General features: G+C 70.6%; 16 protein-coding genes. 7 read left to right on the top strand and 9 right to left on the bottom strand.

What is annotated here, in order from left to right:
• The 6 genes from AC08OU_RS16200 to AC08OU_RS16175 form a co-directional block, all read left to right on the top strand.
• Nucleotides 1–739 (top strand): hypothetical protein (locus tag AC08OU_RS16200; RefSeq protein ID WP_476600871.1); only part of this gene is annotated, 739 nt, incomplete at its 5' end.
• Nucleotides 739–2,181: a hypothetical protein gene (locus AC08OU_RS16195; RefSeq protein WP_476600873.1), complete on the top strand. Its 1,443-nt coding sequence runs from the start codon at nt 739–741 to the stop codon at nt 2,179–2,181. The genes AC08OU_RS16200 and AC08OU_RS16195, both read left to right, overlap by 1 nt.
• 178 nt (nt 2,182–2,359) lie before the next feature.
• The gene (locus AC08OU_RS16190; RefSeq protein WP_476600874.1) at nt 2,360–2,659 is read left to right on the top strand and encodes a hypothetical protein; all 300 of its coding nucleotides are present in this window, start codon (nt 2,360–2,362) and stop codon (nt 2,657–2,659) included.
• Nucleotides 2,660–2,838: 179 nt separating this feature from the next.
• Nucleotides 2,839–2,961, top strand: a complete 123-nt coding sequence (locus tag AC08OU_RS16185; RefSeq protein ID WP_462203391.1) for a hypothetical protein — start codon at nt 2,839–2,841, stop codon at nt 2,959–2,961.
• Nucleotides 2,958–3,617, top strand: coding sequence for a recombinase family protein (locus tag AC08OU_RS16180; RefSeq protein ID WP_476600877.1), 660 nt, complete (start codon nt 2,958–2,960; stop codon nt 3,615–3,617). Before AC08OU_RS16185 ends, AC08OU_RS16180 begins: the two co-directional genes overlap by 4 nt.
• On the top strand, nt 3,617–5,248 hold the full coding sequence (locus tag AC08OU_RS16175; RefSeq protein WP_476600886.1) for a recombinase zinc beta ribbon domain-containing protein: 1,632 nt from the start codon (nt 3,617–3,619) through the stop codon (nt 5,246–5,248). The genes AC08OU_RS16180 and AC08OU_RS16175 overlap by 1 nt, the downstream gene beginning before the upstream one ends.
• Nucleotides 5,249–5,270: 22 nt before the next feature.
• Here AC08OU_RS16175 and AC08OU_RS16170 read toward each other — a convergent pair whose 3' ends face one another.
• The 6 genes from AC08OU_RS16170 to AC08OU_RS16145 form a co-directional block, all read right to left on the bottom strand.
• On the bottom strand, nt 5,271–5,429 hold the full coding sequence (locus tag AC08OU_RS16170) for a hypothetical protein (protein WP_476600879.1): 159 nt from the start codon (nt 5,427–5,429) through the stop codon (nt 5,271–5,273).
• 162 nt (nt 5,430–5,591) lie between these two features.
• Nucleotides 5,592–6,005: a PIN domain-containing protein gene (locus AC08OU_RS16165; protein WP_462203821.1), complete on the bottom strand. Its 414-nt coding sequence runs from the start codon at nt 6,003–6,005 to the stop codon at nt 5,592–5,594.
• A complete protein-coding gene (locus tag AC08OU_RS16160; RefSeq protein ID WP_462203822.1) occupies nt 5,990–6,253 on the bottom strand; it encodes a type II toxin-antitoxin system Phd/YefM family antitoxin in 264 nt (87 codons plus the stop codon). The genes AC08OU_RS16165 and AC08OU_RS16160 overlap by 16 nt, the downstream gene beginning before the upstream one ends.
• Before the next feature lie 301 nt (nt 6,254–6,554).
• Nucleotides 6,555–7,814, bottom strand: a complete 1,260-nt coding sequence (locus tag AC08OU_RS16155) for a tyrosine-type recombinase/integrase (protein WP_476600883.1) — start codon at nt 7,812–7,814, stop codon at nt 6,555–6,557.
• Complete coding sequence (locus tag AC08OU_RS16150; RefSeq protein WP_462188731.1) at nt 7,814–8,023, bottom strand: hypothetical protein; 210 nt, start codon at nt 8,021–8,023, stop codon at nt 7,814–7,816. Before AC08OU_RS16150 ends, AC08OU_RS16155 begins: the two co-directional genes overlap by 1 nt.
• Before the next feature lie 251 nt (nt 8,024–8,274).
• Complete coding sequence (locus tag AC08OU_RS16145; protein ID WP_462188729.1) at nt 8,275–8,577, bottom strand: hypothetical protein; 303 nt, start codon at nt 8,575–8,577, stop codon at nt 8,275–8,277.
• A gap of 123 nt (nt 8,578–8,700) precedes the next feature.
• On the opposite strand from AC08OU_RS16145, the gene AC08OU_RS16140 reads away from it, so the two are divergent.
• Entirely contained in the window at nt 8,701–9,069 is a 369-nt protein-coding gene (locus tag AC08OU_RS16140) for a helix-turn-helix transcriptional regulator (RefSeq protein ID WP_462188727.1), read from the top strand.
• Nucleotides 9,070–9,121: 52 nt separating this feature from the next.
• Here AC08OU_RS16140 and AC08OU_RS16135 read toward each other — a convergent pair whose 3' ends face one another.
• The 3 genes from AC08OU_RS16135 to AC08OU_RS16125 form a co-directional block, all read right to left on the bottom strand.
• Nucleotides 9,122–9,313: a helix-turn-helix domain-containing protein gene (locus tag AC08OU_RS16135; protein ID WP_023839981.1), complete on the bottom strand. Its 192-nt coding sequence runs from the start codon at nt 9,311–9,313 to the stop codon at nt 9,122–9,124.
• A gap of 30 nt (nt 9,314–9,343) precedes the next feature.
• Nucleotides 9,344–10,960 carry a replication initiator gene (locus tag AC08OU_RS16130; RefSeq protein WP_476600888.1) on the bottom strand — a complete coding sequence of 539 codons (1,617 nt, stop codon included), beginning with the start codon at nt 10,958–10,960 and terminating at the stop codon, nt 9,344–9,346.
• 77 nt (nt 10,961–11,037) lie between these two features.
• Nucleotides 11,038–12,489: an FtsK/SpoIIIE domain-containing protein gene (locus AC08OU_RS16125; RefSeq protein WP_476605230.1), complete on the bottom strand. Its 1,452-nt coding sequence runs from the start codon at nt 12,487–12,489 to the stop codon at nt 11,038–11,040.
• Nucleotides 12,490–12,496: the final 7 nt, after the last annotated feature.

The following is a 12,496-nucleotide window of genomic DNA, read 5'->3' as shown; positions in this document are numbered from 1 at the left end:
GCTGCAGGCCGCGCCGCCGATCGGCGCGCGGGAGCCGGTCGGCCGCGCGATCGCCGAGCTCGCCGCGCCCGAGGGCCACCTGGCCGTGCTGTCCGCAGTGCCACTCGGCACGCTGCGTGAGCTCAGCGGGCTGACCGCCGCCGCCGACCCGGGACTCGACGAGGAGTGGCTGCCGGTCGTCGCGGCGGTCCGGCCGCATGTCGCCCGGCTGGAGGCCGTGCAGCTCGCCGCGCTCGTCGGGGATGCACCGTCCCTGGCACCGACCTCGAGCGCGCCGGGCGACCACTGGCGTACGGCGGCGCTGGCCGACCTGCGGGCCTCGCGGACCGCGCCGGGCGGGAATCCGCGTGCGGCGCTGCCGCGGTTCATCGCCGGATACGGGCTCGGGGACGTGTGGTCGGCACAGCCCGACGTGCTGGTGGCAACCGGGCTCGTGGACAGCTGGAGTGAGTCGGTGCCGCGGTCCCGGCAAACCACGACGGCCGCGTTCGGGTTCAACGCACCGGCCGCGAGGCCGCCGCAGGCGATCCTGCTGGCGGTGCCGCCCGATCTCTCGGCGTCGTACGGGGTGGGGGCCACGACCGAGGGGCTCGTCGCGGTGCTCGCGGACACCCGGCTGCTCGCGCACGCGCGGGCCGGGCGGCCCGAGCACCTCGGCGGGCTGCAGGCTGCGGTGCCGACAGTCCTGCTCGAGGGCACAGGGCAGACCGGGTTCAAGGTTGAGGGGACGTCGTTCTGATGGCCGACCGCTACGACGTCCACCGCCGGATCGAGCCCGACCCGACCCGGCGCTCGCTGGCCGCCGGCTTCGCCGCGGGCGTGCACGACCCGGTGTGGTTCCTGTCCCGGCAGTGGCAGATGGGCGAGCACCAGGGCGAGAACGCGACCACGCCGGTGCTCGTGACGTTCTCGGCGTCGTCGTCGCCGGTGCAGCCCGCGCCGGACGACCCGGCCGGCGACCCGACGGTGGTGCCGGCCGAGGCGCTCGTCGAGTCCGAAACGGACAGCTGGTGGACTCTGGGACGGCGGGTGCGAGTGGGTGCTGCGCTGGACCTCGACCCGTCTACTGTGGACCCTGCCTACCTGCTGGTGGATCCGCCGCCGCCGTATGAGGGGCTGGCCGGTGCGCTCGACGGGCTCGCCGCCTGGCGGGATCCCGAGCCGCTGGGGCTCACCGCGACGGACTTCGCTGGGATTCCCGGTGTGCCGCCGTTGCGGTGGGACCCGGCGGAGCTGGTCTACACGGCCGAGTTCCCGGTAGGGGACACGACGCTCGCGCTGCCGCGGCACCGAGGCGGGCGGGTCGACTGGTTCTCCGGCTCCGGCGCAGGGCCGGTGTCGCTCGCCGCGGCGGCCGAACGGCGGGCGTACCCGGTGGCGTTGCACTACCCCGGCGCGCCGAACAGCCGGTGGTGGGAGATTGAGGACGCGGCGGTCGACATCGGCGGCTACCCGCCGGACAGCAGCCACGTCGCGACCACGCTGCTGCTGGAGCTGATTTCGACGCACGGCGACGACTGGTTCCTGTTCCCCGTCGATGCGGCCGCCGGGTCCGTGCTCACGCTGCCCTCGGTGGTTGTGACCGACTCGTTCGGTGACTCGTACGCGGTGGCGCCGCCGCCAGACTGGTACCTGTTCCGGACCTCCGGGCTCTCGCCGTCCTCACTGGTCGTGTGGCTGCGGGCGGTCACGCCCGTCGAGGAGGTACTGCTGGGCCTGGACGAGTACGCGAACCTGCTGTGGGCGGTCGAGCGGCGGCTCGACGGCCACGCGGTGCCGGCGCAGCCGCCGGCGTCCGTGCTGCCGCACGTGGAGCCCGCGTCCTACGTTTACGCCGCCGGGCGGGACGCGGCCGTGCACTGGCACCCGTACGAGGTCGACGACCGGCGCCGCTTCGTGCAGCGCCGGCTGGCCGACCCGTCCGGTCCCGACCCGGTCCTGTTGCCGGCGGCCGCAGCCGAGGTACTGCGCGTCCGCGGTCCCGGCGGCGAGACCGTCCATGAGATCGAGCCAGCCACGATCCCGTCGATCGGCGTCACGCTGACCCGCCGCCGCCGGTTGGCGCGCGACACGTCCGGCGCCCCGATCCTCTGGTCCCAGCGCCAGCGCACCCCGTTCCTCCGCCCACCCACGAGAGCGACCCGCTTCGACGTCCTGGCCGAGGACGCCCCGCCAGGCTAGAAGGCTTGGGCGGGCGAAGCCGCGAAGGATGGGTCAAGTTCTGGGTAGGCGGGTCAGGCTGCGAGGCCGGCGTGCTGGATGAGCTGGTCGACGGCTTTCTGGTAGGTGTCAGCTGCTTTGCGTAGTGGCGGTGGGTCGGAGCCTGTCAATCCCGGTGAGACATCAGGCGGCTTGGTCTGTGGGTAGCGTCTCCTCGGTCTCGATGATCGCTGGGGGCTGGTTGATCCATTATGGCCACGGCCGCGACGAGACCCGCGGTATCAAGGCCGCCACCGTCGCCCACCTCGACTTCCCGCACGCGGCCCAGGCGATCCGTATCCACCGCTGGCGCCGGGTGAAAGGCAGGCCGGCGACCCGCGAGACCGCCTACGGGATCACCAGCCTTACCTTCGAGCAGGCGCCGGCCGCATTACTCGCGCTGTTCGCCCGCCAGCACTGGCACATCGACATCTGTTCATCAGACTGCACCTGTGAGTAGCCAAGAACCCGATCAGGGGCCGACAATCGGGCGTGAGGGGCTGCTGCGGCTGGTCGAGGTGGTTGAGCGGTTGCAGGCCCGTGGCCGGCAAGGAGGTGGGGCACCATGGACGGCGGAGACGACGGGCGCCCCAGATCCAGGCAGAGCCGGATGTGGCGAGTCTGTGGACGGGGCTGCCGGTGGCCAATCGCCGGACGGCGGTGTACTGGCTGGCGCTGATCGCTCGCAAGAGTCTGCCGTCGCGGAGCGAGGCGGCGAACCAGCAGGCCCCGGCGGCACCGAGCTCGGAGAGTGACCGGTGACCACGGTGATGCCGTGGGAGCGGTCGGGCGGCAAGGTGACCTGTCGCCATACCGACCGGCCGGCGGTGGTGTATGTGCGCCAGTCCACCCGCGGGCAGGTGCTGGGGCACGGTGAGTCGACGCGGTTGCAGTACGCGTTGGTGGACCGGGCCGTGGCGCTGGGCTGGACGGCGTCGCGGGTCCAGGTGATCGACGATGACCTGGGCAGGTCCGGGGCGAGCGCGGTCGACCGGGCGGGGTTCCAGCGGCTGGTAGCCGAAATCTCTTTGGGGCACGTCGGGCTGGTACTGGGCACGGAGATGTCGCGTCTGGCACGCTCGGGGAAGGACTGGTACCAGCTGATCGAGTTGTGCGCGCTCGGTGGTGCGCTGCTGGCGGACGTCGATGGCGTGTACGACCCGGCCGAGTACAACGACCGGTTGCTGCTGGGGTTGAAAGGGACGATGTCCGAGGCCGAGCTGTATCTGATCAATCAGCGGATGCAGGCCGGGCGGGTGAACAAGGCCCGCCGCGGCGAGTTGGCCATCGCGCTGCCGGTGGGGTATTGGCGTCGTCCGTCGGGCGAGGCGGTGCTGGACCCGGATGAGCAGGTGCAGTCCGTGGTGCGTCTCTGGTCTTCGCGAAGTTCGCCGAGCTCGGTTCGATCCAGGGCGTGATGCGTTTCCTGGTCGAACACGGCATCCAGATCGGGATCCGGGCCCGCTCGGGCTCCGACAGGGGCGAGCTGGTGTGGAAACGGCCAGCCCGCGCCACCCTGACCTGCATGCTCGGCAGCCCGATCTATGCCGGGGTCTACGTGTATGGGCGGCGGCGGGTCGATCCTTCCCGCCGCCGCCCCGGGCATCCCAAGGCCGGGCTGCGGCGGATGGAGCGCGCCGAGTGGCTGGCCTGGATCGAGGACGCGTTGCCCGCCTACATCACCGTGGCGCAGTACGAGGCCAACCAAGCCCGCCTGGCCGCGAACCAGCCACACGCCGACGTGCCCGGCGCGGTGCGCTACGGCCCGGCGCTGCTGGCGGGGCTGCTGCGCTGCGGCCGATGCCGCCGCCGGATGACGGTGGCCTATCACATCGACGCCGGTAAACCCCGCACCAGCTACAACTGCACCGGAGCCCGCGCCGACTACGGCGGCCCGCACTGTCAGCACCTCAGCGGCCGCTGTCTGGACACCTTCATCACCGCCCGGCTGCTGGCCGCGCTGACCCCGGCCGCCGCACAGGTCAGCATCGCCGCAGCCGAACAGCTCCATGCCGACCGGGCCGCGCTGAACAAGATCTGGACCCAGCGGCTGGAACGTGCCCAGCAGGCCGTGGACCACGCCCGCCGCTGCTATCAGCTGGCCGAGCCCGAGAACCGCCTGGTGGTCCGCCAGCTGGAAGCCGACTGGGAACAAGCCCTGGCCCACCACCGGCAGCTCACCGAGGACTGGCACCGCTTCCAGCACACCGCCCCCGTGCCCTTGACCGCCCCTGACAAGCAGGCCATCGCCGCCGCGGCAGCCGACCTGCCCACCCTCTGGAACGCACCGACCACCGACAACGCCGACCGCAAGCAGATCATCCGCGCCGTCATCGACGAAATCATCGTCACCGTCCGTGGCCGCAGCGAACTGGTCGACGTCACCATCTGCTGGGCCGGCGGGATGACCACCACCGGGGTGCTCCGCCGCCTCCTCCAACGCTTCGAAGACCTCAGCTACTACCCCCAGCTCACCGCCCGCGTGATCGAGCTCGCCCGCCGCGGCCTGGATCCTCGCCAGATCGCCGATCAGCTCAACACCGACGGTTTCCGCCCCGCCCGCGATGACGGCCCGATCCGCTGGCGACTGGTCGACCAGGTCCTGCGCCGCGCCGGACACCCGATCACCCACCACCACCGGCCACTGCCCGTCCACCCCGACGAGGCACCCGGCGCACACGAGTGGTGGCTCGCGGATCTAGCCGCCCACCTCGGCGTCACCACCGGAACCATCCACCGCTGGCGCCAGCAAGGCCGCATCCGCGGACGCCAGGAGACCCGCCATCCACACCGCTGGATCCTGCACGCCAACCCCATCAAGATCACCGAGCTGGCCGCCTACCTGAACAAGATCCGAGGCCGAACCACCCGCGTCCACCCCCGCTTCGCGGGCGGCCATCCCCCGACAGTTGAGCACCACAGGTGCACCCTGCTTGACAGTTCGAGGGCTGCCAGCATTACGTCCGCGATGTCACTTTCGGTGAGGATGCTTCCACCGGCAGGACCGGCCGGGCCCCCGCAGCCCTCGCGATCTTCCGAGGTGCTGTGATCACCGCGATCCGCGCCGCGGGCTACCGCTCTCCGCCACCGACCCCGGCGAGCAGATCCGCAGGCAGGTTGCCGGGGCAGTGGAGATCTACGGTCGCGCGGCTGGGCTGCTCGACGTGGTCCGCAGCGCGGCGGCGGCCGAGCTCGATCTCGCCGAGGTCTGGCAGACCAACATCGACCAACGCCGCGCCGTCCAACGAGCCTTGCCGCGGAACGCGTGTTCGACGCGGTGGTTCTTACTGTGGTGTGTCAGGTCCACGAGCTGGTCCGTCATGTTCGCCCCCTTCTGGGGGGTTTACTGGCGGGCGGCAATGCATCCCACGGGTGAACGGGCTGAGTGTCCGTCAACGGCCGGTCGGCGTGACGAGTTCGGAGCGGACGCCCGCGAGTTCGTCGAAGCCTGCCCTGGTGTCGGTGGTGAGCAGCACCCGACTGGTGGCGGCCGCGGTCGCCGCGATCGCCATGTCATATGCTGATCGCGGCCGGCCACTGGCCATCGCGGCCACGGCAAGACGCGCATGCACCCGCGCGACACCGAGCGTGTAGGGCTCGATCGGGAGACTCGACAGAATTGCCTCCACGCGGACGGCGCACGCCTGCCGGCGTGCCTCGTCCGCACGTTCGACACCGACGAGAAGCTCCATCGCGGTCACCGCGGCGATCGCGGCGTCGTCGAGCCCGAGGAGCGCGTCGACGTCAAGCGTGCCCCGTTCGAGCGCGATGAGCACCCCGGTGTCGAGGATTACGCGTCTCGCCATCCGCGCACCTCGCTACCGAATGCCACGTCCAGCTCGGCATGGGTCCGCTCCAACTCGTCTGCGAAGCCGACGTCAGCCGGGTTGTCGCGCAGTGCGGCCCTCAACCGGTCCGCCGACGTCTGCCGTTCCGGGACAAGCCGGCCGACCGGCACACCGTCGCGTGTGATGACCACTGTCTCGCCGTGCTCGACGGCGTCGAGGATGTTCGCGAAGCTGCGTGCCGCCTGGGTAGCAGTCACCGTGACCATGATTACATACTATCTGATCTGAGAGCGCAGGCTCGTTCGGTGGCGCAGCGGGCGGCCGGACCCACCAGAGGTGCGGAACGTGTGTTCGATTCGATGGGCGAGGTTGCCGGCTGGGTGCTCACGGGGCATCGCCCCTGGTCGGGAGCCTTGTGGGGACCGGTCGGACGGTGATCTCAGGTCCCTGGGCCAAGATCAGGCGGTTCTTATTGTGACACGTTAGGTCCACCACGGCTGACCTGTTGGTATTACCGGCAGTGACGCCCTCTTTGATCGTTATGTAGCCAACCGTGTAGCCCAGCCGCTACGAGCGTTCGTCGGAGTCGCCCGAGTCCGGCCGGTCGTCTGGCTCGCCGCCTTGGCTGTCCGCGTCATCGTCAGACGCCGTCATCAGCTTGTCCATCGCGTCGGACGCGGCGCGCAGGCGATCCGGGAGGGCATGACCGTAGCGATCCATGGTCATGCGCATGGTGGCGTGGCCGAGGATCTCCATGACGGTGCGGGGTTCGACGCCGGCTGCCAGGAGAAAGCTTGCGCAGGCGTGGTGGAAGTCGTGGAGCCGAAGCGTGGGAAGGCTCGCCCGCCCGCGCAGCTGCTGGACGCGGCGCGTCACGTTGCGCGGCTCCATCAGCGTGCCGACCGTGGACGCGAAGACGAGACCGTTCTCCTTCCAGGCCGTATCCGCGTCCGCGCACTCCTGCTCTTGATGCTTCTGGTGCCGCCGGAGCGCCTCGACCGTCGTTGCCGGAATCGGTACCGGGCGCCGCGAGCCCCGCGTCTTCGTCTCGACCAGGCGGAGCGTGTCGGAAACGCGCTGCGCCGAGCGGACGACGCGCAGCGTCCCCGCGTCGAGGTCGACATCGTCCCAGCGGAGGCCAAGCAGTTCGCCACGGCGTAGGCCCATCGTCAGCGCGACCACGAACAGCGATTCGAGCCGATCGCCGGCCCCGACGTCGAGGAATCGGCGCGCCTGCTCCACCGTCAGCTCCCGCGGTTCCGCGTCGCCCAGCTTGGGAGCCTGGACCGACTTCGCGACGTTGCGGCTCACCAGGTCCATCCGTTCCGCGTCGGTGAGCACCGCCCGCAGGACGGCGTGAACCTTGGCCAGGCTCGCCGGCTTCATCGAGTCCCGGCGAGCAGCATGCAGCCGGCGGACGTCAGCTGGGGTGAGCTTGTCCAGCCTGACCTTGCCGAGGACCGGCACGATGTGCCCGTCGATCGCGTACCGGTAGCGCGTCAGCGTCGACGGCCGCGTACCGTCGTGCGCCTTGATCTCGTCAAGCCAGTAGGCCATCCACTGCGCGACCGTCTGTGGCTTCGCGGCGAGGTCCTGGCCCTTGTCGGCCGCTTTGCGCAGCTCCGCCATCTTGTCGCGGGCTTCCTTCTGCGTCCGGGCGTAGACCGTCAGGCGACGCCGCTTGCCGTCGATCCACCCGAGGTCGACGACACCGACCCAGCGGTTGTCGCTGGCCCGCTGGTAGAGCCCACCCTCGCCGTGCGCGCGTCGACTCTTCTTCTGGTCCGCCGCCGTCTGGTTGTCCGGGTCGTTCTTCTTCTCGGCCATCAGTCGGCGTCCAGGGGGTTTCCGTCAGGCCATTCGATGTTGTCGCACCACGCGCAGCCGTAGCGGCTGTCGCCCATGTCGCAGGCGAACTTGGTCTCCCCCTCGGGCTGCGGGTAGAGCCGACCCTGTTCCGCGCGGGCACGGTCGAGATGTTCCCGGAGAGCCTGTTGCAGGCTCATCGTCGGGTGTCCGTAGTGGTCAGTGGGCATGGCGAAGAAAGCTTCTTGCCGGAAGAAAAACGGGAAGAGTCACGCGGGCCGCGGGTGGCGTCGCCCGGTGCAGGTGGGTGTTCCGTTCTCTGGCGCGGGGATGGTCTGCCGGGGCGCCGCCCGCGTCCAGGGCGCTACGCGTCGCTACGCGATCGGCCTTCGGCCGACCCTGGACACGTCCGACACCCCGACAGCTTCAAGCGCCACCAGAGAACGGAAGAAAAATGGGGGAGGAGCAGGCAGAACAGCCGCTACGGGCGGGTAGCCCTTGCCGCCGCCGGCCCCGCCGAGGGGTTCACGGACGCCGGAAGCGCCGCCGAATCCCCGGGCACCTGCCGAAAGACGAGCACCGCGTTCACGTCGCCGAAGTGCTCCGTGAAGAACGCATCCGCGGGCAGCGTGCCGAGGATCGCCATCAGGTCGCCGACATCGGCCCCGGGACGGATCGTCAGCACGAGCTCCCCAGTAACCCGGGTGCGCATCGCGATCAGAGGGGACTCGCCATCACCAGGGGTCCGCCACGCGCCGAAGCCACCAGACGAGAAAATGGGCATGGGTCTCAACTCCTGTGCAGTCAGGATTGGGATCAAGGTTCCGGTTGGTGTTGGCGCACTCACCGGAACCGCTACTGCCTACAGTAGGCATGAGGTAATGGCTCGTCAAGCTATGATGTGCCCATGTCGACGATCAAGCTCATGGGTGCGGCGGAGATCGCCCAGATGCTGAACGTGAGTCCGTCGCGGGTTCATCAGATCCTCCGCGACGATCCGGCCTTCCCCGATCCGGTGGCCGTTCTGAGCATGGGGAAGGTCTGGAACGCCGAGGACATCGAGCGATGGCACGCCGCGCGCCAGGCGCCACGACCAGCCAAGGGCCAGGGCCGGACGGATCAGTGGACGTTGGATGACCTGCACCAGGCGCTTGATCGCTATGAACAGATACTCGTGTCCAGCGGACGGACGCCGAGCACGATTCAGACGTACGTGGACCGCCCCCGACGATTCCTCCGGTGGCTCGCAGGCGACTACGACCCCCTGAGTAGCTGACGGCAACCACTCTCGGGGACGCAGCCACCCCCCGACCTGGCACGGGCATCGGTCAGGCAGCCTGCCCCTCGTCGAGGCCCCGCAGCCGCCGGACGAACGCATCGAGCGCCGCCCGCGGGATGCGCCGTGACCGGCCGATCCGCACCGATTCCAGGTCGCCCGCGGCGAGCAGTTCATACACGGTGCTCCGGCCGACCGCGAGGATCTCCGCGGCCTCAGCCGGGGTGAGCAACAGCTTGGTCATCCATACCTTCCGGACCATCGCGACGGCGGATCAGGCAGCGTTCGCGGTCACCGGTGGGCCGGTTGCCGGAAGCCCGCCGGAGGCCGGACGCCGATCCCGGTCGAGTTGGGCACGCCAGGCGTGGCGTTGCGCGACTGCCTGGAGAAGCAGGTGTTCGCGTCGAGGTGCGTCCGGATCGCCGGGACGGAGCAGCGTCCATATCGTCCGGGCCGGATCATGCTCGCCGACCGGACCGCTTCCGGTCTGCCCGAGCGATTCGAGCTGCGCCTGGACCCAGGCGAGCCGATCGGTCCGATGATCGGCCAGCGTCTTGCCGGACCAACGCCGCGAGACGAGCACCCGCCGGCCGCCGAACCCGAGGGTCTCCCGCCGGTGCGCCTTCCCCCGACACCGGCCCGGGACGAGGCCCGGTTTCGGGTTGCGCGGCTGGACGCCGTAGCGCAGCCAGTTCCCGCAGGTGGACGAGCACGGTTCGTACCGCAGCGCGTCCGCGAGCCGTTCGACGTGGCGCCGCTGAGCGTCGGTCGTGGCAGCGTGGCAGGCGTCGAGGCTTTTCACGAGGTACTTGGTCAGGTAGCCGATCATCCGGCCGGTGTGCGCCGAGTTCGCCGTCACTCCGTCTGCCCGGAGTTGGGGACCGAAGCGGACGACGTGCGCGGGTTCGTCGTTCTCGCCGATCGCGTCGAGTGCCTCGTCCCATGTCGGCAGCGGCGCGCCGGTGGCCGGGTCACGGTAGCCGCCGGCCGCCTCGTCCCACACCGGTGGTCGGTCGTCGCCGTAGGCCGGCCGGTCACACGACGGCCACCACACCTGCTGATAGCTCGCCGCCGCCACCTGACGCAGCACCACCCTCGGGATCGTGCCCCGGATCGCCGCGTGCAGGTGCGGGGCGAGCCGCCGTTGCGGTTCGAGCGCGGCGAAGTACTGCACATCCCAGCCCACGGCTCGGCGGAGGTTCTGCCAGAACCGGTCGATCAGCTTCGGGAAGTGGATCGCGTCCCGCGCCGCCCGCTGGTAGTCGTAGGAGTCCGGATCGACCGGGGTGCCGTCGGAGGTCACCCGCCCGTAGGTGTCGCAGGTCAGCGTCAGGAACATCGACGGCCGCCACACCGTCCCGTCCGCCGCCTCGTACGTCCGCCCGACGGTCCGCCGGTCGACGGGCAGCCGGGGCAGGTCTGGTGCGTCCTGCCGACGGCGGGTCGAGCGGACCCGTCGAGGACGCTCCCGATCCTCCGGAGGCGCCCGCCCCCGCCCGCCCAGTGCATTGAGTTCCTCGTCTACTTGGCCGATGAGTTCGTCGATCTCGGCCACGCCGGCCGCGTCCCCGGCACGGTCGGCATCGCGGCGGAACGCCTCCAGGTCCGCGCGGAAACCGGCAAGAACCTTCGCATCGTCGGACGGAGGATCCGGGTCGGGAACCGGTTCGTCCTCCAGATGCCACCCCGCCTTGCACTGCGCCATCCGCAGCCGCCGCGCCCGCTCCGCACACGACGGGCACTTGCTCGCCAGGGTGGCGCCGCACGGCACCGGGACGATCTCTGTTTCACCGGTGTGGAGGTTCGTCCGCCGCATCGCCATCGGCCGCACACACACCCCGTTCTCCAGAGCGACGGCTTCGACGACCTGGCGGGCCAGCGGCAGACGCATCCGCGCGGCCCGGGAACCGGGGCGATCATCACGATCGTCACGGCCGGGAGCGTCGAGGGTGGTCGGGGAGGTTGGGGTCACGCAACCTCCCCGAGGTCGAACAGATCGCCGGGATCGGCCAGGCTGTCGCCGTTCTGGTGGGGGTTCAGGTCGGGAACCCAGCCGCCGTCTGCGGAGCGCCGGTAGGAGATCACCGTCCGGTTGATCTCGGCGTCGTTGACGAAGGCAGCCCGGACCCGGACCGGTTCGGGCTGTCCCTCATGCAGCACATAGCCGACACCGGGCAGCGAGACCGGGATCTCGTCCGCCCGCGCCCCACGGTCCCGGGCGCCGGAGCCGAGCACGAGATCCGCCTGTTCCGGTTCGGTCATCCGCAGCGCGACCCGGACCGGGAACAGATCCCGGAACGGAAGCACTTCCTTGCGCGGGTCCTGGACCGCCGCCAGGACCACGACCCCGGGTGCCCGGCCCTGGGAGAGTAGCAGCGGGAGCGCCGCGCCGATCCGCTTCTTGACGTCCCGATCCGTGACGTAGGCGGTCAACGAGGCGATTTCGTCGACCACGATGACGATCAGCGGCTCGCTGGTCGTCGGGGTGTGCAGCCGGGTTCGGCCCCGCAGCCGTTCCGTGCGTTCCTGCATCACGCCCACCGCGTCGTCGAGCAGGTCAGCGATCGTCTCCGTGGTGGTGGCGAACCGGGCGAACAGCGGTTCTCCGAAGGCGAGTTCCATGCCGCCCTTGGGGTCGCATACCCACAGCTCCACGAGCCCCGCCCGCACCGCCGGGCCGAGACCGCGGATGATCGACCACAGCACCGAGCCCTTACCGGCCCCGGTGGCACCAGCGACGAGCAGATGCGTGCCGCGGACGGGCAGCGTCCACGGTTCTCCGTCTTCCTGCCGGCCGACCGGGACCGCGCCTAGGCCCGCGACGAGCAGGTCAGGCACAGTCCCGGCATCCTCCGATCGGCCGCCGTCCGAGCCGTCGGGACGCGGCGTGTCGAGGTCAGCAGGGGTAACCGGGGTGGTCAGGGTGTCCCGCCGGTGGAAGTACAGCCGGATGAACCGGTGCTGCTCCGCCTGGACCTGGCAGCGCCGAGCCCGGAACACGTGCCGCAGCGATTCGGCCTGCTCCGCCCACTGCTCCGGGGTCTGACCGGGCAGCAGTTCTACCCGCAGGACGTCCACGGCCCGAGTCGAGCGGATCCCGCGGATCCGGGGGAAGTACTCGTCAAAGGTCACCTCGTCTCCGGTGGACGCCGGCATGCGGATCGCCAGGTCGGTGTGCACCATCGCCGGCCGCCACCGCCACCGGTACACGAACGCCAGCCGGGCACGGCCCCAGACCCACCGGGCCAGCCACTGGAACGAACGAGCGTGCAGCCGACGCCACGCCACGGCGACGAGCACCAGGCCGACGAGCAGGCACAGCAGGCCGAGGGGGCCGAACCGGTGCCAGAACAGCGCCAGCCCGACCGTGGCCGGCACGGCGACCCGGTGGCGCCAGCACCAGCGCCCAGCCAACGCCAGGGGTAAA

Source organism: Frankia sp. CcMO1 (genome assembly GCF_977945845.1).
The sequence above is the reverse complement of the archived record's forward strand: the minus strand, read 5'-3'. Positions and strand labels throughout refer to the sequence as shown.